Origin of the sequence: Treponema denticola (assembly GCF_024181645.1) — a bacterium.
Lineage (GTDB): Bacteria > Spirochaetota > Spirochaetia > Treponematales > Treponemataceae > Treponema_B > Treponema_B denticola_A.
The window spans coordinates 2,741,693-2,765,046 of the sequence record NZ_CP058624.1; the positions used below are offsets into that span (position 1 = coordinate 2,741,693).

At 36.1% G+C, this 23,354-nt stretch carries 21 protein-coding genes, 1 tRNA gene and 1 pseudogene; 16 read left to right on the forward strand and 7 right to left on the reverse strand.

The annotated features are described in order from the left end of the window. The first annotated feature begins 571 nt into the window (after positions 1-571). The 11 genes from HO345_RS12875 to HO345_RS12925 all read left to right on the forward strand — a co-directional run bounded on the left by HO345_RS12875 (position 572) and on the right by HO345_RS12925 (position 11,472). Complete coding sequence (locus tag HO345_RS12875; RefSeq protein WP_002666879.1) at positions 572-997, forward strand: HIT family protein; 426 nt, start codon at positions 572-574, stop codon at positions 995-997. A gap of 66 nt (positions 998-1,063) precedes the next feature. Continuing rightward, entirely contained in the window at positions 1,064-1,900 is an 837-nt protein-coding gene (locus HO345_RS12880; RefSeq protein WP_002676311.1) for a PD-(D/E)XK nuclease family protein, read from the forward strand. A gap of 107 nt (positions 1,901-2,007) precedes the next feature. Next, the gene (locus HO345_RS12885; RefSeq protein WP_253683247.1) at positions 2,008-2,742 is read left to right on the forward strand and encodes a hypothetical protein; all 735 of its coding nucleotides are present in this window, start codon (positions 2,008-2,010) and stop codon (positions 2,740-2,742) included. A 16-nt stretch (positions 2,743-2,758) separates the two neighbouring features. Next, entirely contained in the window at positions 2,759-3,478 is a 720-nt protein-coding gene (gene atcR, locus HO345_RS12890) for a response regulator transcription factor AtcR (protein WP_253683248.1), read from the forward strand. Beyond that, positions 3,478-4,224 carry a histidine kinase AtcS gene (gene atcS, locus HO345_RS12895; RefSeq protein WP_253683249.1) on the forward strand — a complete coding sequence of 249 codons (747 nt, stop codon included), beginning with the start codon at positions 3,478-3,480 and terminating at the stop codon, positions 4,222-4,224. Before atcR ends, atcS begins: the two co-directional genes overlap by 1 nt. Before the next feature lie 134 nt (positions 4,225-4,358). Continuing rightward, positions 4,359-4,619, forward strand: a complete 261-nt coding sequence (locus HO345_RS12900; protein WP_002666892.1) for a hypothetical protein — start codon at positions 4,359-4,361, stop codon at positions 4,617-4,619. A 127-nt stretch (positions 4,620-4,746) separates the two neighbouring features. Further along, complete coding sequence (locus HO345_RS12905; protein WP_253683250.1) at positions 4,747-5,526, forward strand: prolipoprotein diacylglyceryl transferase; 780 nt, start codon at positions 4,747-4,749, stop codon at positions 5,524-5,526. A gap of 72 nt (positions 5,527-5,598) precedes the next feature. Continuing rightward, positions 5,599-7,401: an ABC transporter ATP-binding protein gene (locus HO345_RS12910; protein ID WP_253683251.1), complete on the forward strand. Its 1,803-nt coding sequence runs from the start codon at positions 5,599-5,601 to the stop codon at positions 7,399-7,401. Position 7,402: 1 nt separating this feature from the next. Continuing rightward, positions 7,403-9,241: an ABC transporter ATP-binding protein gene (locus HO345_RS12915; protein WP_253683252.1), complete on the forward strand. Its 1,839-nt coding sequence runs from the start codon at positions 7,403-7,405 to the stop codon at positions 9,239-9,241. A 70-nt stretch (positions 9,242-9,311) separates the two neighbouring features. Beyond that, a complete protein-coding gene (locus HO345_RS12920) occupies positions 9,312-10,295 on the forward strand; it encodes a DHH family phosphoesterase (protein ID WP_253683253.1) in 984 nt (327 codons plus the stop codon). After that, positions 10,282-11,472: a TraB/GumN family protein gene (locus HO345_RS12925; RefSeq protein WP_253683254.1), complete on the forward strand. Its 1,191-nt coding sequence runs from the start codon at positions 10,282-10,284 to the stop codon at positions 11,470-11,472. Before HO345_RS12920 ends, HO345_RS12925 begins: the two co-directional genes overlap by 14 nt. 98 nt (positions 11,473-11,570) lie before the next feature. On the opposite strand, the gene HO345_RS12930 is transcribed toward HO345_RS12925, so the two are convergent. Continuing rightward, positions 11,571-11,642 (reverse strand) — tRNA-Cys (locus tag HO345_RS12930). An 82-nt stretch (positions 11,643-11,724) separates the two neighbouring features. Here HO345_RS12930 and HO345_RS12935 point away from each other — a divergent pair. From HO345_RS12935 to HO345_RS12945, 3 genes are read left to right on the forward strand one after another with little or no spacing between them, the layout of a single operon-like run. Beyond that, entirely contained in the window at positions 11,725-12,183 is a 459-nt protein-coding gene (locus tag HO345_RS12935) for a hypothetical protein (RefSeq protein WP_010694469.1), read from the forward strand. A gap of 8 nt (positions 12,184-12,191) precedes the next feature. Further along, positions 12,192-13,865 carry a glycoside hydrolase family 3 protein gene (locus HO345_RS12940; protein WP_253683255.1) on the forward strand — a complete coding sequence of 558 codons (1,674 nt, stop codon included), beginning with the start codon at positions 12,192-12,194 and terminating at the stop codon, positions 13,863-13,865. Next, complete coding sequence (locus HO345_RS12945; protein WP_253683256.1) at positions 13,865-14,761, forward strand: GNAT family N-acetyltransferase; 897 nt, start codon at positions 13,865-13,867, stop codon at positions 14,759-14,761. Before HO345_RS12940 ends, HO345_RS12945 begins: the two co-directional genes overlap by 1 nt. A 31-nt stretch (positions 14,762-14,792) precedes the next feature. Here the strand turns inward: HO345_RS12945 and HO345_RS12950 are convergent, their stop codons facing one another. The 3 genes from HO345_RS12950 to HO345_RS12960 are packed head-to-tail and all read right to left on the reverse strand — an operon-like array spanning position 14,793 to position 17,786. Then, complete coding sequence (locus HO345_RS12950; protein ID WP_253683257.1) at positions 14,793-15,362, reverse strand: hypothetical protein; 570 nt, start codon at positions 15,360-15,362, stop codon at positions 14,793-14,795. A gap of 56 nt (positions 15,363-15,418) precedes the next feature. Further along, on the reverse strand, positions 15,419-16,420 hold the full coding sequence (locus HO345_RS12955) for a CDP-alcohol phosphatidyltransferase family protein (RefSeq protein WP_253683258.1): 1,002 nt from the start codon (positions 16,418-16,420) through the stop codon (positions 15,419-15,421). Between the two features lie 10 nt (positions 16,421-16,430). Beyond that, positions 16,431-17,786, reverse strand: a complete 1,356-nt coding sequence (locus HO345_RS12960; protein WP_010694475.1) for a glycine--tRNA ligase — start codon at positions 17,784-17,786, stop codon at positions 16,431-16,433. Between the two features lie 127 nt (positions 17,787-17,913). Here HO345_RS12960 and HO345_RS12965 point away from each other — a divergent pair, with 127 nt between their 5' ends. After that, positions 17,914-19,617: a formate--tetrahydrofolate ligase gene (locus HO345_RS12965; RefSeq protein WP_253683259.1), complete on the forward strand. Its 1,704-nt coding sequence runs from the start codon at positions 17,914-17,916 to the stop codon at positions 19,615-19,617. A gap of 124 nt (positions 19,618-19,741) precedes the next feature. Continuing rightward, positions 19,742-20,248: a LysM peptidoglycan-binding domain-containing protein gene (locus HO345_RS12970; protein ID WP_010694484.1), complete on the forward strand. Its 507-nt coding sequence runs from the start codon at positions 19,742-19,744 to the stop codon at positions 20,246-20,248. Positions 20,249-20,312: 64 nt separating this feature from the next. On the opposite strand, the pseudogene HO345_RS12975 reads toward HO345_RS12970, so the two are convergent. The 3 genes and pseudogenes from HO345_RS12975 to HO345_RS12985 all read right to left on the reverse strand — a co-directional run. After that, a pseudogene (locus HO345_RS12975) lies at positions 20,313-21,635 on the reverse strand (AAA family ATPase); the annotation flags it as partial. Then, positions 21,628-22,668: a hypothetical protein gene (locus HO345_RS12980; protein WP_253683261.1), complete on the reverse strand. Its 1,041-nt coding sequence runs from the start codon at positions 22,666-22,668 to the stop codon at positions 21,628-21,630. The pseudogene HO345_RS12975 and the gene HO345_RS12980, both read right to left, overlap by 8 nt. Positions 22,669-22,685: 17 nt before the next feature. Next, positions 22,686-23,303, reverse strand: a complete 618-nt coding sequence (locus HO345_RS12985) for a TP0733 family outer membrane beta-barrel protein (RefSeq protein WP_253683262.1) — start codon at positions 23,301-23,303, stop codon at positions 22,686-22,688. Between the last annotated feature and the right edge of the window lie 51 nt (positions 23,304-23,354).

Here is a 23,354-nt window from a genome sequence, read left to right on the forward strand (position 1 = left end):
GGACTTCCAACATTTTGAACGGTTTTTTGTTGGTTGAAAAAGACATGGCCTTGGAAATATTTTTTAATCATCAGTATCGTGTATATTAGTTTTCATAATAGCTATTGTCCCTTCTAATGTGGATAATCTGTGTTATGAGTTTTAATCAACATACCCAGACGCAGAGCATCGGGGTACAGTGCTCAATGTTTCTCACTGTATGTTCTCATAAGGTGGTTGCAGTCGGCTTTAATACCCTTTGTTACGACGCAAAGCGTCTGGGTATTAAACCCTCCGCACGAATAAAATCTTGAATTGTCATTTGACCTCTCCCATTATTTGTCCTCTTAAAGATTAGTTTAGTCCGATTCAGTATAATCATTGTTCAGCTATCATTTTATCATTTATCTGCCATACTGCATAGCCATGCTGAGTTAGATTTTGCTATGGCTTTTACTCTGTAACTATGGGTACATTCTCTGGCTTGTAGACACAAATGCTTTTTTCTTACTTGAAAAAAATAAGGTATTGATGTAGGATTAAGGATGAAGAAGTTTTGTTAAGAATATAATCTAAATAGGAGACAGCAAAAATGGATAATTGTATATTTTGTAAAATTATTAAAGGCGAAATACCCGCAAGTAAGATTTATGAAGATGATGATTGCTTAGCATTTTTGGATATTCAGCCTGTAAACGCAGGCCATGTATTAATAATTCCCAAAATACACGAACAATACATATATAAAATCGATGACAAGATAACATCTAAAATGTTTATGGTAACAAATAAAATTAACAAAGCAATACGTCAGTCTAAAATAAAATGTGAAGGTATTAACTATTTTTTAGCAGATGGAGAAGCGGCCTTTCAAGAAGTGAGCCATGCTCATATACACTGTTTCCCAAGATATAAAGATGACGGATTTAAACTACAGTTTTCTGGAAGGTACTATAATCACAAGCCGAATAGAGAAGAATTAGAAAGAGTAGCTAAGGAAATACGAGAAAATTTATAAAGTAAAACAGTATACCTTTATAATTTTTTGTGTGTGCTATAGCAATACTTTAAGCATGGAGAAAAAATGGAAAAAATAAAATCATTGTTTGATTTATACAATCGTAAAGAAACCGGCTTATCAAGAACTTTGGCTTGCTTATTTTATTCTGACTATAGGGTAATTCGAGAAATTATAAAAGGCGAAAACTTTAAATTTAAAAAGGAAGATGTTAAGACACTAGAAGTTTATTATGAGCCCAGTTTTGGTTCTGCACGTTTTGATATCCTTTGTTTAAGCAAGAATTATGCAATAGTTATAGAAACTAAAATAGGGCTAAGCACTGTTGGACAAGATCAAATGAATAGGTATTTAAAAATTCTTGAAAATTACAGTCAGCCGAAAAAGATTCTTATATTGCTAACACAGTATAATAATCAAATTGAATTTTCAGCAAACACTAATGTAAAGATTCTGTATAAAGAATGGAAAGAAATATATGAAGTAATCAAAAAATACAACATAACTATAAATATCGCAGATGAATTTGATAGTTATCTTACAGGGAGTCAAAATATGAAAATATCGGATATAGACATATGGGCGGTTGTCATCAATAAAGATGCTGAGATCAAAAGAATAGAGGAAGACCTTGTTTATAGAAATGACAATTATCACCAACCAATATTTATCGGGATTCGTGAATGGGATACAGATGCAAAAAAAGTATTGATAAAAAAATTATATCCCGTAAAAGAAATTATACCGCCTAAAACCCCTCGTTCTCGTATTTATAATTCTGATGATGATAAAGCATACATCTATGTTTTGGATAATCCGCTAATATTGGAAAAACCAATATATAAAAAATTCAATCAAAATTCAGCTATAAGCGTAAGTTTTTCTGATCTAGAATTTGCATAATATACACTTCCCGATAATAATTTGTTATTTTACCGGCACCTTGTACTTTCTACCTAAAAGATATACAATAATGCTAATATAATATTCATAAGCGTAGGAGATATAAAATGAAAAAAATATCGTTTGAATTAATCAAAAAAATTGATTTTGTGTTAATTTTTATTTTCTTTATTTTGGGAATTATTACATGGGTTATTGTTATGATAGATGCATTTGGCCCATTTGGCCGCCATACCGTATCAAATGCAGTAACAATTGTTGAAGACGATACAAAAGAGGAGATACGGGAATATATAGAATTCAATAAAAAGCTAAAAGATGTTTTTATTTTTAATCTTAAAAGCTCAAAAATAAAAGCTGATGGATTATATGACGATATACCTGAATTATCCTTTAAATCGAGTTCAAGTTTTTTAGGAAAAACATATAACGAAGGAATCACCAACTTTATCTTTATAAAAGATACAAGTTATGAAGAGTATAAATTATTTGACTCAAATATTTTTATATATAAATATAGATTTGCTGAAGAAAAAACCAGAAATGATATTTATTGCGATAAAAATATTTATGCTGTTGTAAATGAAGACACAAATGATGATAAGACTCTAAATTCGGAAGATAATATAGCCTTATATATTTCCGACTATGACGGTAAAAATTTAATTAAAATTTCAAACTCGGTATATAAAGTTAGAATTACAGACAATAACCAACTTTTATTTACTGAATATGACGGAAGCCTTTTGACATTCTTTTTGTATGATCTTAATTTAAATAAAAAAACTAAATTAAAGTCAGCCGAACAAGAAACTCCGGAGAAATATATTTCTTTCTATTGATAAGATTAGCAGAGTTATGCTTAAAATAGCCGTCATCGAAGATAATGAAGTTCAATCCAGACTCCTAAAAGACTATGCAAACAAATGGGCAAATAAAAATAATCTTTTGCCGGAAATTAAACTTTTTTCTTCAGGCGAACAGTTTTGGTTTGAGTTTGAAGAGCTTTCCGATATAGATATAATCTTATTGGATATACAGATGTCTAGGATAAGCGGTATCGAACTTGCAAAGAAAATAAGAAAAACAAAAAGCGATGCCGTTATCATCTTCATAACAGGTATACCCGATTATATGCAGGAAGGCTATGATGTCGAAGCCCTGCACTATCTTTTAAAACCTGTAAAAAAAGAAAAACTTTTTGATTGCTTGGATAGAGCCTTAAAAAAACAGGATAAAGTTAAAGAAGAAAATTTTGTATTTTCCTGCGAAGGTTGCCTTACAACATTAAAGCAATCTGAAATTGTTTTTATAGAATCTATTTCGCATAATCTAAAAATAAAAACTTTAAAAAGCGAGTACATAACAAGGATGAATTTATCGGAGGCGGAAGAAAAGTTAAATTCCAAACTATTTGTAAAAACCCACAGAGCCTTTATCGCAAACCTGATGCACATAAGGCAGCTTCAAAAAGACAGGGCCGTCCTTGCGGATAATACTTTAATTCCGATAAGCCGCAGGGAATATAAAAATGTCAACACCCTCTTTATCGGCTTTTTTACCCAAGGAGAAACCTGATGTTCATTTTTATACTTGTTTTAAGCTCAGTCCTTTTGCTGTTTATACTTCTGTACTTTTTAATTAAAAGAGCCGTCAATAAGCGTTTTGATGATTTTGAAAACGGCCTTATCAATAAATATTACGAGGATGTAGATTCCATCTATAAAAAAATGCGCGGCTGGCGGCATGACTTTCATAATCATATTCAGGTTATGAAGGCCTATCTCGAATTTAAAAACTATGATGAACTTGAAAGCTATTTAAACAATCTAACTGAAGATTTGATTAAGGTAGACAGTGTAATCAAAACCGGAAACCTGATGAGCGATGCAATCTTAAATACGAAGGCAGCTATCGCTCTTTCCCATGATATAAAACTAAACATAAAAGCCTCCATTCCTCAAAACATAGCTTTAAGCGACCTTGAACTTTGCGTAATAATAGGAAACCTTTTTGACAATGCCATTGAAGGTGCTTTAAGCCTAAAAGAAAAAGAGAAAAGATTTATAAGGGTGTACATAAGAAAATTAAACGACAACCTCTATATCTCGTTTACAAATTCTTGCGAGGGCCGCCGCAAAAAGACCCAAGGAAAATTTCTTACAACAAAAGAAGGTAAAGATCACGGCTTCGGCTCAGGCCGCATCGATGCAATAGTAAAAAAATATTCCGCCTTTATAAACCGCCAAAGCGAAGAGGGCGCCTTCGCCGTCGAACTCATGTTTCCGCTTGTTTTGCTCCCTAATCTTCCGAATGTTTTATAGTCAAAAACTAAACATTTCAAACTACATATGTATCGATTTGATTTTTTCTTTTATATTTTTTAATAGAAAGTAATTTGTACTTGATAAATTTTATTTTTTAGACTATACTGAGAAATAATTTAAGGAGGTTCTTAATGGCTGTCGCATCTTTGGTATTGGGTATTATTGCCCTTGTAATCGGAGTAGTTTCCGGAGGCTCTCTTGGTTGGTTTGGCTCAATTCTTGCAATTCTAGGTATAATTTTCGGTGCACTTGGCAGAAAAAATCCTGAATCTAAGGGTATTTCGACCGCGGGTCTTGTTTTGTCCATTATAGCTCTGCTGCTGGGAGTTATATTATGGATCGCATGCTTTGCGTGCCTTGCAGGAACTGCAGCTGCTTTATCAACTATGTAAGGATATCTAACAAAATTAGACCAGAACTATGATTCGTGGTAAAATAATCTTTACAATTAAGAATAGATAGTCGAATATTTAATTCGATTATCTATTTTTATTTATAAAACACCATCATTCAATTAATATGCAGCCTTACATATCTTTTTTTAAATTTGAAATTCCTTCCTATGGGTTAATGATTGCTCTTGGTATTATCGTTGCAAATATAATAGGCGGAATAGTTATTAAAAAAGAAAAATTGGATATCAACGATTTTATACTAATTGAAGCCTACCTTTTTTTAAGCGGAACCATAGGCGCAAAGTTCTTATATCTTTTAATAGCCAAAGATTCAATTGAGTGGTCAAAAATATTCGACTTAAACTATTTTCATAGCTTAATAGAATCAGGCTTTGTTTTCTATGGAGGAGTCATAGGAGGTATATTAATAATTCCTTTTATAAAAAAAATACATAAAATAAAAGTCGAGAAATATTTAAAAAAATCAATATTTATGCTGCCGCTTATACATGCTTTTGGAAGAGTAGGATGCTTTTTAGCCGGCTGTTGTTATGGAATTCCTTACTGCGGATGCTTTAATGTAGTTTTTCCAAAAAACTCATTTGCTCCTCAAGGCATAAATCTCTTTCCGATCCAGCTATGTGAAGCTTTTTTTCTGATTTTATTATCGTTTTTTTTACTATACTTAACATTAAAAAATAAAAGCCGGTACATGGTCCTTATATATTTATTTTGTTATAGCATAATCCGCTTTATCTTGGAATTTCTTAGATATGACTCCGCACGAGGAAAAGTTCTGTTTTTTTCCACTTCGCAATGGATAAGTCTTATAATTTTAATTTACACAATTATATATTTTTCAAAACACCGCCTATTTTCAAAAAACCGTTTGCGTCAAATCTGATACCTTCTATGCCATTCTCTCCCAAAACCTTAGTTTTTATTGTATAATAAGGCTCATTGGAGGGAAACTCTTATGGAGTCAAAAGAAAGAGGGATTATAAAAAACAGCCTTTATATGTTAAAAAACATTCTTAAAACCGATAAGATTCTTTTTAGTCTAATGGTTTTGTACATACCTGTCTTTGTTTTTTCGCCTCTTGCAAGTGCCTACTTGCCGAGGGCGGTAATAGAATCGATTCAAAATAAGGCAGGAATTTCCGTCTTTATTCAAAGTTTTTTGATTATAGCCTTTATTGTAGCAGTCTTAAAAGCTCTTGAAACCTTCTTAAATGCAAGGTTTAATTGCCGAGGATCTTACCGGAGAATAGAGCTTATGACAGAGCTTTACAAAAAAATGTGGACAATGTCATATAAAAATATCGCTTCACAAGAAGGAATTTTAAGTTTTGAAAAAGCAAGAGATATGGTAGATAATGATTACTCAATAAGCCAGCAATTCCCGAGGAAAATAAGCAGCCTCATTGTAAGTATTGTCGGCATCTTCTTTTTCGGAAGCCTTATTGCTTCTATTAATCCCATTCTTATCGGATTAATTTTTATATCGGGAACAGTAAGTTATTTTTACGGAAAATATGAGATAAAAAAGAATAAAGAAATAAATGAAGTCTTAAAAAAAGAACATCATAAGATGAGGTATCTTACGCAAAGGGCCTGTGATTATAAATTTGCTAAAGATATAAAACTCTACAAGATAGAAACTTGGATAGTGCAAGCATATAAGAGTTCTTTAAAAATAATAAACAAATGTTACGGAAAAATAAAAACCGTAAATTTTATCGGTGCCACTATATCGGCTCTTTTTATATTTTTAAGAGACGGCCTTGCCTATATTTATCTAACCGGAATGGTTTTAAACAAAGAAATAGGCATAGGAGAATTTATCTTTTTATTTTCTATTATAAAAACATTTTCAGGCTGGCTATTGGGAATTATTTCGCAGATTACTCACTTAAAAAGAGAAAGTTTAAACATAGACTATTACCGCAATTTTTGCGAGCTTAATGACGGATTAATCCGAGGTAAAGGTATTCCTCTTCCTAAAAAATTCGATATAGAGTTAAAAAATGTTTCTTTTAAATATGGCGAGTCTGAGAGATATATTTTTAAAGATTTAAATTTACGCATAGAAGATAAAGAAAAACTTGCAATAGTCGGAGTAAATGGAGCGGGAAAAACTACCCTAACATGTTTGATAATGAATCTTCTTCAACCCACTGAAGGTGAAGTTTTATTAAACGGGAAAAATATAAACGAATACAATGTTGATGAATACTATTCTTTATTTTCAACTGTTTTTCAAGATATATATGTTTTACCCGATACTATTAAAAATCTGGTTACCGCAGGAAATAAAAAATTTAACCAAGATGACTTTGATTCTGCTCTAAAACAATCAGGCTTACAAAAAATTATTGAAAACTTAAATGAAAAGGAAAACACCTATCTTGTAAAAGGAGTTTGGCCTAATGCGATAGACCTTTCAGGCGGACAAGAACAGCGTCTTATGCTTGCAAGAGCTCTATATAAAAACGGACCTATTTCTATTTTAGATGAACCTACAGCGGCTCTTGACCCTATAGCGGAAAGTCAAATTTATTCCGAGTACAATAATATGACAAAGGATAAAACTTCTATCTTTATTTCGCATAGACTGGCATCAACCCGTTTTTGCGATAGGATTATTTTAATCGAAAACGGTAAAATAATAGAAGAAGGAAGTCATTCGGAGTTGATAAAACAAAACGGAGAATATAAAAAAATGTTCGATATACAAAGTTCATACTATCAAGACAATAAACACAAGGGAGGTAAATAAAATGAAAACAAGTATAAAAGATATTATTAAATTTTCTTATAAAACGGATAAGGTTTTATTTACATCGTTAATTTTAGAACAAATTGTAAGTTCAGCCGATATTTTTATAAACCTTTACTTGGTAAAGCTCATCATCAATGCTTTTGTAAAGGGGAAAACAAAGGAAGAAATATTATTTCTCTGTCTTATAGCCCTTATAAGTAATTTTGTTTTAATTTTGATAAAAAGATTTTCAGAAGAAACTCAAACTAACAGATTCCGTATCATACTGTATAAAAGGGATATGGAAATAAATAAAAAAACTATGAAACTCGATTACGAATTTTTGGAAGACACTGATCTTCAGTTGGGTCTTACAAAGATGAGAGAATATGACAACTTCGGAAATTACGGTATCTATCATGTAGGCAGACATTTCGGTGCAATAATAAATTCGGTATTGACTTTTATTTTTGCAATAATTTTTTCCATAAATCTTTTTAGGATGCAATCGGAACTTATTCCTATAGCCAATTGGTTATGGAATACGATTTTTATTCTTTTATTTTTTTCGTTCAGCCTTATTTCAATACTGGCTTCCAAAAAATTTAATACCAAAATGCATGCAATGTTTGATAAGGATGTCGTATTTTTAAACAGACTACTTCGTGCATATATGAATACTAACGATGATTACAAATCGGGAAAGGATGTCCGTCTTTATAATTATAATTTACTTACAAGTGTGTTAAAAAATTCCAATAATAATGTGAAAAATTTTTATAAACGGTTGTCTCATAATTTTTTTAAGTGCAATGTTCAAACGGGACTGATGACAATTTTTTCTTCTTTGCTTGTATACTTTTATGCAGGATTCAAAGCCTATTACGGCCTTATCGAGTTGGGCGATATTGTTCAGTATACGGGCATTGCAGTATTAACGGCCGATGCCGTAACTCTTATCATCATGTCGATTTCAAGTCTTTATGCCAATAAAGATTATTTTAAGACCATTTTCGATTATCTTAATTTATCGAACGGAAAATACGAAGGCTCTCTTCCTATCGAAAAAAGAGATGATAACGAGTATGAGTTTGAATTTAAAAATGTCGGTTTTAAATATCCTAAAACTTCAAAATATGTTCTACAAAATGTGAACTTAAAATTTAAAATAGGACAAAGGCTTGCCATAGTGGGCATGAACGGCAGTGGAAAAACTACTTTGATAAAACTCCTAACCCGCTTTTATGATCCGACGGATGGCGAAATTTTATTAAACGGTATCAATATACAAAAATACGATTATAACGAGTATCTGGATATATTTTCAGTAGTCTTTCAGGACTTTAAACTCTTCTCTTTTATGTTGGGACAAAATATTTCAGCTTCAATGGAATATGATGAAAAAAGAGCGGAAGAAGCCTTAACCAAAGCCGGCTTTGAAAAGGCTTTACAAAAAATGCCGCAAGGTTTAAAAACCTATCTCTATCAAGACTATGAAGAAGGCGGAATCGAAATATCGGGCGGCGAAGCTCAAAAGATTGCGATGGCAAGGGCTATTTACAAGGACTCTCCTTTTATAATACTCGATGAGCCTACCGCTGCCCTTGACCCTATTTCCGAATTTGAAATTTATTCAAAGTTTGATACAATTATAGGGAATAAAACAGCCGTTTACATTTCGCACCGGCTTTCTTCATGTAAATTCTGCGATGAGATTGCCGTCTTTGATGAAGGCAAGTTAGTACAGCACGGCTCCCACGATGCTCTTCTTCAAGACAAAGAGGGTAAATACCATGAACTCTGGAATGCCCAAGCTCAATATTATAAGGAAGAGGAAATTGAAAAGCTTTTAAGATAAAAACACAGGCCAATTGAAAAACACTTTTTTTTATGCTATATTATTCCTCAGTTTACTTTAGGATTAATTTATGGAAGAAAAATTATCTACGCTTTGTTCGGTGTTAAGCAAAGACCAACAGGTGCTTGTACAAACTCATGATTTTCCGGATCATGATGCTCTGGGTGCTGCTTATGCTCTTTTAAAACTTTTAGAAACTTACGGTTACAAAGTAGAGATTGCTTACGGCGGTCATATTCAAAGTCTATCTTTAATAGAATTTGTAGAATATTTAGACTACCCGCTTTTAAAACTTGATGAAATAGATGATCTAAAAAAATACCAAGTCGTAATTGTAGACGGCTCTCCTTTTAAGGGAACCGTAAAAAATGTAGGCGGTATCTTAAAAGCCGTAATAGACCACCATCCGGCAAGAATGCAGTCTACGGCAGCTTATACGGATATAAGGGTAGGTACCGGAGCCTGTTCTTCCATTATTTGGTCTTATTGGAAAGAATCCGGAAAAGAATATGACGAAATGACTGCGACAGCAATGATTGCGGGTATACAGCTGGATACGGCTTTTTTATCCAGAAGTGTAAGCAAACTTGATCTGGACGCTTATTATGAACTCTACTTTAAATCTGATGTGCAAAAAACATATCAAATGATTAAAACGACTATAAACATCGACGACCTCGAAGAAATAGGACAGGCCTTTACAAACTATTTACGCATAGATAATTTTTTAATTGTAGAATTAAGTGAAGACTACTCAAGAGCTATTTTGTCGGTTGTAGCCGATTTTTTAATTTGGATAAAAGATATTTCTTTTGTTATTGTACTGGAAACAGACGGACCTGAATACAAACTCTCTGCACGAAGCCGTGATAAAAATCTTGATGCAGGCTGGCTCATTCAAGAAGCAGTAAAAGACATGGGGTCGGGAGGAGGCCATGCACATATGGCCGGAGGAGCAATAGATGCAGAAAGATACTGCGGTAAAACCGCATTTTTAAACTCTATCATTAAGTTAGCTAATTCTGAACAAGGAAACAACTGTGGACGAAAATAACGAAAAAACTTTAAAGCGTATTCTTTTAAAAGACCGCGAAATTATTCTTTTAGGAACGGCTCACGTTTCTAAAGAAAGTATCAAGGATGTTGAATCTACAATTAGGGAAGAAAACCCCGATTGTGTATGTGTAGAATTGGACGAAGTAAGATATAAGTCCTTAACCTCAAAAGATACTTGGCAGCAAATCAATATTTCCCAAGTTTTACGTGAAGGAAAGGGATTTTTACTCCTTGCAAATTTGGTTCTTGCTTCTTTTCAAAAAAAACTGGGAAGCGACCTCGGTGTAAAACCCGGCGATGAAATGAAGGCCGCAATCGAGGTTTCTCAAGAGCTAAACATAAAAACCGAAATGGTTGACCGTCCTATTCATACAACATTAAAAAGAGCTTGGGCAAAAAACCGCGGTTGGGGAAGATCAAAGCTTTTGGCAACTCTTTTAAGTGCGGCATTTTCCAACGAAAAACTTGAAGAAGATGAAATCGAAAAATTAAAAAATCAAAGTGCAATGGATAACATGATGCAGGAAATGGCCGAGTATCTTCCGAACATAAAAGGCGTTTTAATAGATGAGCGAGACCGCTATCTTGCATCAAAAATTTGGGAAAGCAGCGGCAAAAAAATTGTAGCGGTTTTAGGTGCAGGCCACCTTCCCGGAACGGAACGATTTATAAAAGAACTGGAAGCAGGTACAAAAACAACAGACGTATCCGACATTGAAGTAATTCCGCCGAAAAGCACAGGAAGCAAAATTGCCGCTTGGATATTTCCCATAGTTATAATAGGATTGATTGTTCTAGGCTTCTTTAAAGGAGGCGAAATAAAAACCGGCCAAATGCTGTTATCCTTTGTTCTCTGGAACGGAGGTCTCGCAGCGATAGGAGCTCTTATTGCACTCGGCCATCCCCTCGCTATTCTCGCCTCATTTTTAGGAGCACCTTTTACAACGATAAACCCGTTTTTGGGTATAGGAATGATTTCAGGCCTTGTACAAGCTTGGGCAAAAAAACCTCAAGTAAAAGACATGGAAAACCTTACAAATGATGCGGCGAAAATCTCCGGCTGGTATAAAAACAGAATCACAAAAGTTCTTCTTGTTTTTATTCTTTCTTCTCTTGGAAGCTCGATAGGAACATTTATGACGGTTCCGGCTCTTATTGCTAACCTGATTAAATAAAAAAGCCCGACAAAAAAACTTCTGTAAGGGCTATAAAAAAGGAGGGAAACCTCTTTGAGGAGGTTCCCATTATGAAAAAAAAACTAAAAAATGGAAAAAGGCGCCGATCAGAATCGAACTGATGAATGAAGGTTTTGCAGACCTGTCCCTTACCACTTGGGTACGGCGCCGAACTTTGCCTAGTATACCAAAAAATACAAACTTTGGCAAGGGCTTATAGCAATTTTAATAAAAAAATAGTATAATGTACTCATGTTTGACATGGAACCTGTAATTATAAAGAAGATATTTAAAAATCAGCCTCACTATATTCTTACATGGTCGCCTCTTAAGAAGGCTGATAAGTATCAGATTAATCGCGCTGTACCTGCTATGTCGGGTGTTTATGAACTTTATAAAATGGATAAAGAAAAACATCTCAATCTTTTATCGGTAACCCATGCGTGGTACGGCGGTTTAAGAAGCAATATCCGGGAAGCTATAGACCCTGATACAAAAACAGATCCTGAAAGAAAAAAAATATTGGAAGATGACGATATAGAGCTTTATTATAGGTATTCATGCTCCGATTCTTTTGGAGACCTATTGGATGTTGTTTGGTTTTTACATTCAACATATTTTCCTGATGATATTCGTGTAGAATCATCAAACCGATATGAAAATTTTTTCCTTACAGAAAGAGCACCCGATAAGGTTTACTGGCTGGAATAAATAAACTTATGAAAACCGAATTCTCAATTACAAAAAAGTGCATACTATTTTTTTTATGTATCTTTTTATTAATGATCAATTTGAACTCCGCTTCTCCTGTAAAACAATTACCCAACTTTTACGATAATGTACCGAACGAAGAACTGGCAGCCGACATAGTTGAAAACATGACCGATGAGGAACTTTTAGCTCAAACCTTTATGTTCGGCTGGGCAGGCCAAGACCCCGGGGACTTGCTCATTTCATGGATTGAAGACTACGGACTGGGAAGTATCAAGGTTTTCGGCTGGAATACCGGTGACTCCCATAAACTTGCTAAGTCCATTTCCATTTTACAAAAAAAATCCCTCGAAGGCAGATTCGGTATTCCGCTTTTTGTTGCAACCGATCAAGAAGGAGGCTGGGTACGGCATGTAAAGGGGCTGACCTCGGAAACTCCCGGCAATCTTGCAATAGGAGCGTCAGGCATACCCCAAGATTCTTACTATTCCGGCTATTATATTTCAAGAGAAATAAGGGCGTTAGGCATAAACCTAAATTTTGCTCCCACTGTAGACCTTCTAACGGATCATGACTCGTCAATAATCGGCCCGCGTTCTTTTGGAGATTCTCCTCATGCCGCAGGAATTTTAGGAGCCGCTTTTGTACGGGGAAGCAGGGACGCAGGCGTTCTTACAACAGCAAAGCATTTTCCGGGGCATGGAGACACCAGCATCGACAGTCACGGCCGTCTTCCTAAAATCGACATATCCGAGGAAACTTTCCGCAACAGGGAATTGATTCCTTTTAAATATCTGATAGATGCCGGCGTACCTGCAATTATGACAGGGCACTTAAACTTTTCGTCAATTTTACCTAATGGAGAACCTGCAACATTTTCCAAATATCTTTTAACGGATATACTGCGCGGAGAATTGTGCTTTAAAGGCCTTATAATTACCGATGACATGATGATGCACGGGGCAATGAATTTTGCAGGCGGTATTGCAAAGGCTGTTAAAATGGCCTTAGAAGCCGGAAACGATATAATCGAATCCTCCACAACGCCTCGGCACTACCAAGCTTTTTGGAAAGATAATATCAGGGCAATGAAGGAAGATCCTCAATTTAAAGAAAGGGTAAAGGATGCGGCCTTTAGAATTTTACTTGAAAAATTGAAGTATTTTAAAAGCGATAACCACGTTCCCATTCTGCCCGATATGGAAAAACTGGATGAAAGAATTCCCGATAAGGAAGGTCAAAAGTTCTTTTTAAGTTTGGCAGGCCGTTCAACTACAATAGTGCGTGCGGCCGATATCCCTTTTAAGCCTGAAGAAGATGAAGATATCCTCCTTGTATCTGCCTATAAAGATTTTTTTAAATACGGTTTAAAGCGTTTCCCCAAGGCAAAAATAATTGAAGTAGATTCAGCCTATCACCATGCACGCCGATTTGATACAATTATCTTCTGTCTTTCCGATAAATATTCTTTAAGCGTTTTGCAAAAAATAATGTACGCCTATCCCAAGAAAAAATACATAGTTATCTCGGTTTTATCGCCTGCATTTTTGGCAAAGGTTCCTAAAGCCGAAACGGCAATAGCCATTTACAGCTATTCGCCGGCATCATTTACTGCCGCCTTCGGAGCCCTTTGCGGCGACTTTACCCCTAACGGAAAACTTCCTATTTCAGGAATAGAGTAATGAAAAGCTCAGTTATTCATCTTACAAATAAAAATATAAATCTATTTATAGATAATATTCTTCCTTACGAGTACCTATGCATAAACCTTGCCGAGTGTCTAAAAAAACAAAAAAGATTTTTTGATATGGGCCAAGAGCTTTTTACCTTTATAAAGGCTGATGCTTTTTTTTCATGCGATAAAGAATTTGTAGGTATTTTGTTTTTAGCAGCCCACGGTGTTTTACTGCATTGTTTTACCAAAGAAATTACTGACGATATTGCAAAATATATAAAAAATAATTTTTTAAAGCACACAAATCCTCTTTCCGTAATGGGGGAAAAAAACATCTCCATTTATTTGGAACAATTAATAAATGAAAGCCTATCGCTTGTTCCGGCTCGTTTTGAAAACTACAAACTGCTTACGCTAAAAACAAAACCTTCCGAACCAAACCTTTTTTGCGAAAGGGCATCCGATAATCTTAATGCCAAATTGGAATTTATAAAACCGCAGATTGAAGATGCGGAACTTCTCTGCCCGATGGAAATAGAATACAATGAATCGGAAGTCTTGGCTCCCGGTGTAAAAGCCTCTCACGAATCCTGCCTAAGGCTTCTAAAAAAAAGAATAAACAACCATGCCCTATATGCAGTAAAAAAGGAAGGTAAGTATATTGCAAAGGCCGGAATAAACGCCTTAGGTTTTAACTGGAATCAAATAGGCGGAGTATTTACAATTCCTGAATATAGAAATAGTGGTGTGGGAGCGGCTAATATGATGATGCTGACAAATGACTGTTTTCAATATAAAAAAAAGTGTGCTCTTTTTGTAAAAATAAAAAATCCGGCAGCGAGGCAAATGTATAAAAAGATAGGATTTACAGAATCCTGTGATTTTAGAATTTCATATTTTTAGATTTGTAATCTAATTTTTAAAAGAGTTTATTTTAAAAATTTGCTAAAAAGAACATTGCAAGCAAGGAAGCATATCTGGCCTTTTCTTCAGATATAATTTCAACCTTTGAAAGCCGAGTAACATAATACCAAAAAAATCCGAAGTCGGGATCAATGCGGAAGGCGTATTCCACAAAAGAATCGGTTTTTACCAAGTCTCCAAAAAGAAGGGAAACAACATCGTGCAAAATTGCAAAGCAATCTTCAAATGATTCCTTATATGCGGCAGAATGTTCCGAGTTTATCAGTTTTTCACATAAAGAATTTATCCTGTACACGGTATCTTCTTTACATTCTTCATCATCTTTTTCAACCCAAGTTTTTTGTACAAGAAGCTGAATGTTTTTCCTAAAACTTTCTATCAAATGTTTTTCAGCATCTACATTGGTTTTATCCGTATAAATTTCAAAAGAGGCTCCTCGTCCGAAGGCCTTAGAAATTTTTAAAGACGATGAGGCCAGCTCATCATCTGCAGCATCTATAAACTTAGGAATTTCAACAACTGCTATATCTTTTACTTCGGGAGACACTAAAAATTCATCACTAAATATCGGATCAACCATGGCTATACCTTGCTATTTTATCAAGATTTTGTCAATACCTTAAAAGCATTTTTTAATTACTTTTTTAAAGGAATAGGATTTTTCCAATACCAACAATGTCTATACTTCTTAAAGAAAATAAGAAACCTTATGATTATTCTAACTAAAAGGTAAACAATTTGAACAACTTGAATAATCATAGAATAGTCAAATACTACAAAATATAGAATACAGCTGACCGGTATCAAAAAGTCGGGCAAGGATTCTTTTACTTTTTCTGCAGTAGCCGATAAAACCGATTGAATAAACAGAACATTATAGAATGTAATAATTAATGTTTGTGTAAATATCGGAGCTTTCACCTTCCAAACTAAAACGGCACCTATGAGGGCAGAAAAGAAAAGATGTAAAACTAAACGGATACTTATTTTTTTTGTTTTAAAAATAGCTATAAGACCTGTAATCCAAGCAGCACCGAAACCGGCAAACATAATTATGTATGGAATACTAAACGTAAAAAAAACATTTTTTAAACTACTCTCTCTCATAAAAGGAAAAGAAGCAAGGGCTGCCATAATTGCAATAGCCATAGTACCTTCACTTGTACTAAAAGCTGCAAACTCCATTACCCCGTCTTTAAAACGTCCCCAAAATGTTCCTATCTGCCCCAAATATAAAAATTGATATACGCAAAAAAGCAAAACAGGATTTGTAACTCTAAAGCAAAACATTAAAATTCCTGTAAGAAGACCTGTAACAAAGCTGTCCAAAAAATGATCAAAGTATTCGCCGAGCGGGGAACCGGTTTTTGTACGTCTTGCCTGTACGCCGTCAGAATAATCTCCCACAATATAAGTCCAGCAAAAAATAGGAATCAGCCACAAAAATCTATAAGTGTCATGAATATAATTTAGATAAGCGACAATGAAGGAAAACACTACAAAACTATTGGAGAATATTGTAATTATATTTGCCGGAATTGATTCAGGCAAAATTTTTACAAGCGGAAACACAAAACACTTGTAGATCAGAGGAGTAAGTACTGACTTATCCTCTGCACTGTACGAGTAATTTTCCATTTGCGTTTTTTTATTGTACCCTTTTATAGTTTTTAATTTCGGTTTTTATTCGTGAAATTAATTCCGTTCTGGGAATTCTAATCTGCTCCATAGAATCCCTAAAGCGCAAGGTAACCGTATTATCTTCTTTTGAATCATAATCTACGGTTACGCAAAAAGGTGTCCCAACCTCATCCTGACGGCGGTATCTTTTTCCGATAGCTCCGGACTGGTCATAATCTGTTTTAAATTCCTCTTTAAGTTCATTTCGAATTTCTTCGGCCAATTCTGCAAGTCCGTCTTTTTTCATCAAGGGAAGCACGGCTACGGTTATAGGAGCAACATTAGGATGGAAGTGTAATACTGTTCTCCAATCATCATCATTTCCCTTATCGGCAACCTTTTCTTCATCATAGGCATCGCAAATAAACATAAGAACATTTCGCGTTAAGCCTGCTGAGGTTTCAATTATGTACGGAATATATTTTTCGTTTCCGTTATCTTGATCGATGTACTGCATATCTTTGCCTGAATACTCGGTATGACGTGTAAGGTCATAGTTAGTGCGGTTATGCACACCTTCAAGTTCCTTAAAGCCCATAGGGAATTCGTATTCGATATCATAAGCATCTTTTGCATAATGAGCAAGTTCGTCCTTACCGTGCTGATGCCACTGGAGCTTATTTGTTCTTACCCCATACTTCTCATAGAATGCCCAGCGCTGTTTTTTCCAATAGTCAAACCACTCGTCATCAGTTCCGGGTTTTACAAAAAACTGCATCTCCATCTGTTCAAATTCGCAGGTTCTAAAGATAAAGTTTTTTGTAACAATTTCGTTTCTAAAAGCCTTTCCGATTTGAGCAATACCGAATGGAATCTTCATCCTGTTTGATTGAATAATATTTTTATAGTTTACATAAATACCTTGGGCAGTTTCGGGGCGAAGATAGATAACGCTTGAATTATCATCTGTGGGGCCGATGTGAGTCTTAAACATAAGATTGAATTTTCTGGTATCGGTAAGCTCACCTCCGCAATCGGGGCAAACTTTTTTTTCAAGGTTTTCAGGAGACAAATGGTCTGCCCTAAAGCGGGATTTACATTTTTTGCAGTCTACAAGAGGATCGGTAAAATTTTCAACATGACCTGAAGCCTCCCACGTGCGGGGATGCATCAAAATTGCGGCGTCAAGTCCTACTATATTATCATGAAGCTGGGTCATTTCCTTCCACCAAGCGCGGGAAACATTATTTTTTAACTCTATCCCTAAGGGGCCGTAATCCCATGCACCGTTCTGTCCTCCGTAAATTTCGGATGATTGAAAAACGAAACCTCTTCTTTTACAAAGACTTACAATTTTTTCCATTGAAATTTTATGATCTTCCATAATTTATCTCCCTTATTGCAATTATAAGTGTAAATTATAGTCTTTTTTTTATCTTTGTACAAGTACCGATTAAAACAGTCTGTATTACGTATAAATTGTAAGAGATATTCTCCAAAAAAAGAATTTTATGGTTGCAAATATAGATTTTTTATGTCATAATATTTGTATGAAAACTGATATAGAAATAGCTAGAGAAGCGAAGCTAAACAAAATCGCTGAAATTGCAGACGGTTTAGGGATTCATGACGACAATGTCATTCCCTATGGAAAGTATATAGCCAAGGTTCCCTATAGCGTTATAGATGATGCAAAGGTAAAAAAGAATAATTTAATCCTTGTTACTGCTATCACGCCTACAAAGGCCGGAATCGGAAAGACAACCGTTTCTATCGGGCTCGCCTTGGGCTTAAACAAAATCGGGAAAAAGGCTGTTGCAGCTTTGAGGGAACCTTCTTTAGGACCCTGTTTCGGTATGAAGGGAGGTGCTGCAGGAGGGGGCTATGCCCAAGTTTTGCCTATGGAAGACATTAACCTCCACTTTACGGGAGATTTCCATGCAATCACCTCGGCACATAACATGATAAGTGCCCTTTTTGACAACTATATTTTTAGAAATCAAGGAACTCCAAAGGCCATTAAAACAATCCTTTGGAAGCGGGTTTTGGACGTAAATGACAGAAACTTACGCCAAATTGTTACCGGATTAGGAGACGGTAACGGCGTAGTAATGGAATCGGGCTTTGATATTACTCCTGCTTCCGAAATTATGGCTATTTTCTGCCTTGCAAAAGATATTGAAGATTTACGCCGAAGAATCGAAAATATCATATTGGGTTATGATACCGAAAATAATGCCGTAAAGGTAAAAGATTTAGGTATTGCAGGTTCAATCGTAGTTCTCTTAAAGAACGCAATTAACCCGAACCTTGTGCAAACAACGGAAAATACCCCGGCCTTTATTCACGGCGGACCCTTTGCAAACATTGCTCACGGCTGTAACTCGGTAATCGCTACAAAAACAGCCCTTACCTACGGAGAATATGTAATTACCGAAGCAGGATTCGCCGCAGACCTCGGTGCCGAAAAATTCTTCGATATCAAGTGCCGAAAAGCCGGTTTAAATCCAAAATTGACGATAATTGCGGCCACTACCGGCGGGTTAAAAATGCACGGAGATGTTCCCGAAAAGGAAATATCCAAACCCAACGCCGATGCCCTCAAAAAAGGCTTGATCAACCTTGATAAGCACATTGAAAATATGAAAAAATTCGGACAGACTGTAGTTGTAGCTCTTAACAGATACGGATATGACATTGACTCCGAATTGGATCTGGTTAGAAAACACTGTGAAGCCCAAGGTGTAGGCTTTGCCGTAAACAATGCCTTTGTTGAAGGCGGAAAAGGTGCCGTTGAACTTGCCGAGCTCGTCGTAAAGACCATCGAAACCAATCCATCGAAGCCTTTAAAATTTGTTTACGAAGATAAGGACTCCATAAAGACAAAGATAGGAAAAATCTGTAAAGAAATCTATGGAGCTGCTGATGTTACATATTCGGGAGCTGCCGACAAGATGATCAAAAAGATTGAAGAAGCCGGAATGGCTGACTTCCCTGTTTGTGTCGCTAAAACACAGTACTCGTTCTCATCTGATCCTAAGCTCTACGGAGTTCCTAAAGGCTTTGAAATGAATGTCAGGGATATAGTTTTAAACTCAGGTTCCGAAATGATTGTAGCCATTATGGGAGACATGATGAGAATGCCGGGTCTTCCTAAAGATCCGCAGGCCGTCAGAATTGACCTTGTAAACGGAAATATTGAAGGCTTGTCATAAAATTTGCTAAAAATATGCGGTAGTATTTGATTTTTATAAAATAATATCGTATAATATAGGGTAATCATTTATAAATTTACCGAAAGGCAAGTTTATAAATTATAGATCATTTAAGGAGAAAAAAATGAAAAACATTTTGAAAATTTTGGCAATTATGGCCCTTTTTTCTTTTGTACTTACGAGCTGTGGAACCCCCCCCACTCCTCCTCCCGAAGAAAAACCCGCTCCTGTTGTGGTAGAAGAGCCTACACCGGCGCCTGAACCGGAGCCTGTAGTGGAACCTACACCCGAGCCAAAACCGATTGTTGAAGAGCCGAGAGATGTACCTGTAAAGGAATATGTAGTTGTAGAAGGCGACACTCTGTCTGAAATTGCATTGAAATTTTACGGAACAAGAGAGAAAGCCTACTACTTCCCCATAATTATGGCAATTAACCCCGGTAAGGTTAAACATCCGGACAAGCTCACTCCTAAGACTAAACTTTTAATCCCCGATTTTGAACTTTTCATGAAACACTCACCTTCAAAAATGCTTGCAAGACCTGAGTTTGAAAAATGTATTAAAATTTATGAGGATGAAGGAAAATCCGGAGTAGTTGAGTCTTTAAGACGACGGCTTAAAGAGTTTTAATTTTTGATAAAAACTTCCTTCCGAAATGGGAGGAAGTTTTTTTTATTTTCGTGCGAAGGCTTTAGCTTTGCCGCTTTTTTAAAATTTCAGGCTTTATCTTGCCCTCATAGCCCTGGTCGCTAGGCTCATAAAAGTGAGTGCCCTCAAGCCCATCGGGTAGATATTGCTGTTTGACCCAATGCCCTTCAAAAGCATGAGGATACAAATAGCCTTCACCATGGCCTAGAGCTTCTCCGTCACGATTTGAATCTTTTAAGTGATTAGGTACTTCTTTATTTTCCTTTTGAACACAATCTAGGGCTTTGAAAAAAGCTTCGGCGCTGTTTGATTTAGGGCAGGTTGCCAAATAGAGGGTGGCATGGGCTAGATGATACCTGCCTTCAGGCATACCGACCCTGTCAAAGGCTTCGGCCGCACCTGCAACCACGCTTACAGCCCCGGGGGATGCAAGCCCTATATCTTCGCAGGCAGAAATTAACATTCTCCGAAAGATAAAGCGCGGGTCTTCTCCTGCCGCTATCATTCTGGCAAGCCAGTACATGGCGGCATCAGGATCGCTTCCTCTAATAGACTTTATAAATGCGCTTATAACATCATAATGATAGTCCCCGTCCCTATCATACAAGACAACCTTCTTCTGGATGCTTTCTTCGGCGGCCTTTAGACTAATCATAATTTTAAAATTTTCTTCAGGAGGCCAGTGCTCCGCGCTCGTTTCAACGGCAAGCTCAAGGGCATTTAAAAGACTTCTCGCATCGCCTGATGCCGTATCGATAAGATGATCCAAAGCTCCATCTTCAAATTCTATTTTCCAACTACCGTAACCCCTTTCTTTATTTGCCAGAGCAAATTGTGCAACTTTTTTTAGCTCATCATCGGTTAAAGGTTTTAATTCAAAAACGCGGCTGCGGCTTACAAGAGCCTTGTTTACCTCAAAATAAGGATTTTCCGTTGTGGCACCGATTAAAATTATCGTCCCGTTTTCTACCCATGGCAGGAGAGCATCCTGTTGGGATTTATTCCAGCGGTGAACTTCGTCCACAAAAAGAATAGTTTTACGGTTATAGAGCTTTTTGTTTTCCTCAGCATTGGTTACGGCTTCCCTTATCTGCTGCACACCTGCTAAAACGGCATTTAAACTTAAAAAATTGCTTTTGGTGGTATTTGCGATAACTCTGGCAAGGGTTGTTTTTCCTGTTCCGGGGGGGCCGAAAAAAATAAGAGAAGAAAGTCTATCAGCTTGGATTGCACGCCTTAAAAGACATCCCTTTCCGATTATGTGTTCTTGGCCTATATATTCGTCCAAGCTGATAGGCCTCATGCGGGAGGCAAGAGGTTCATTTTGTTTAGAACTTGAAGCCGCAGCTTCAAAAAGATCCTTACTCACGGTTCCATTCGCGTTTTTTATCGCTATAAAAGCCCCATAGCCCCGTGTTTCTTTTAATTATGCCTGAATTAATACCCAGAAATACGGCATACTCACCGCTTCCGGCATTTCCTCTTTCAACACCCAACACAGGATTTGTATAATAACTTCCAAGAGTAGTTTGATATTGGGAATAAGAGCCGGAGGGAGTCGTAGAACCTGAATTGCCGGGATTAAGCTGTTTTGCCTTTGAAAGATTTGTGGAATCCGCATTATCTAACCGTATCTCGGTATATCCCTTGTCGCAGCCTAGCAATATGGTTTTTCTCGCTCCAAAATATGAAATATTGTCAGGGCTTCCGGATATTGATATTTTATTGTTCCAATTATCATCAGGTGCAGGACCATAATAATAAACTGTTGATCCGGCCAATACAAAAATTTTATCGTCAGCTCCGGCAGGACAAATAGCTTTTGCGCCGCTTGGCAAACCTGGGACCGCTCCGGAAACACCATCTTTATATAGTTTTGCCGAGTCTTTTGACTTTACCAAAACATAGTTTCCTGCTGCAAAAAGTTTATCAACCTCACCGGAATGTATTACCATAGAAGGAGCTGCATTTTTTACTATTTTTAAAACTTCTTTTTTGCTATCATCATATCCGAAAACAATACTATTTCCGGCAATAATGCGTATATTTTCGGAACCGGGAACGGTTTTCCAGCTTCCGCTTTCATAATATTTCACACTTCCTGAAACAAAACAAGCAAAAACAACATCAGTTGTGTCACTGGCAAGCTTTTGAGTACCTTTAACACTTAAAATCTTCTCCCAAGAGCCGTCAGAGCTTTTTTCTTTTGAATAAACACCTGCCAGATTTGAGGCATAAACATTTCCGCCTGATTCCAACAAGCTCAAAACATTTCCTTCAACCGAAAACTCTTTTAAATCAATCTCTTGTTCAATGGCTGCAAATATGGGTCTATAATTACAAGCCGTAAAGCCGATAAAAATAAGCGGTATTAAAATAAAAATATATCTTCTAAATTTCATGCTGAATTCTCCCATAATTAAAGATGATATCTGGCGGCAAAGCTGATACCTAAAAAGTTTGCAGTGCGATTAGTTTCTTTATTTTTATGCCATTCAGGAACTACATTCCAAGATATATCGCCTCCGAAAGACCATTCAGGCGAAAACTGATAATAAGTTCCTGCATCAAATCTAAAAATCATGCCGAAGTATTGGGCTCCGTTTCCGCTATAAGTCTGAACAGCAGCCCCTATACCTCCTCCAAGCGGGAAGCGCCATTTCCCGGCAGCAAAGGTGTAGCCCATATCAAAGGTTATGGGTACGGCAAAGTAAAGGTTTTTTGCCAGTGTGGGATAAAACTGAAAACTTATAGTTCCGCCCAAAGAAAAACCATCTAAAATATAGTAGCCGAAAGCTGCATTGATGGTGCCTCCCGGCCAAATATTCGGTTTAATAGCAAATTTCTTGGCTGAAGTATTAAAAAGAGGTACACCTAAGGATAAGCCCACTTTTATGAATTTATCGCCTTGCCTGACCGGCCGGAATACCGCAGTTCCATCTATTTTACTATTTGAAGGAGTTTCAGCCTCTTCTTGTGCAAAAATCGGAATCAAAAAAACGCTGATAATCAAAAAACAAGAAATAAATCTCTTCACTTTTTATTCACCTCTAACTTAAAAAACAGTATATCTTATTTTTTACAAAAA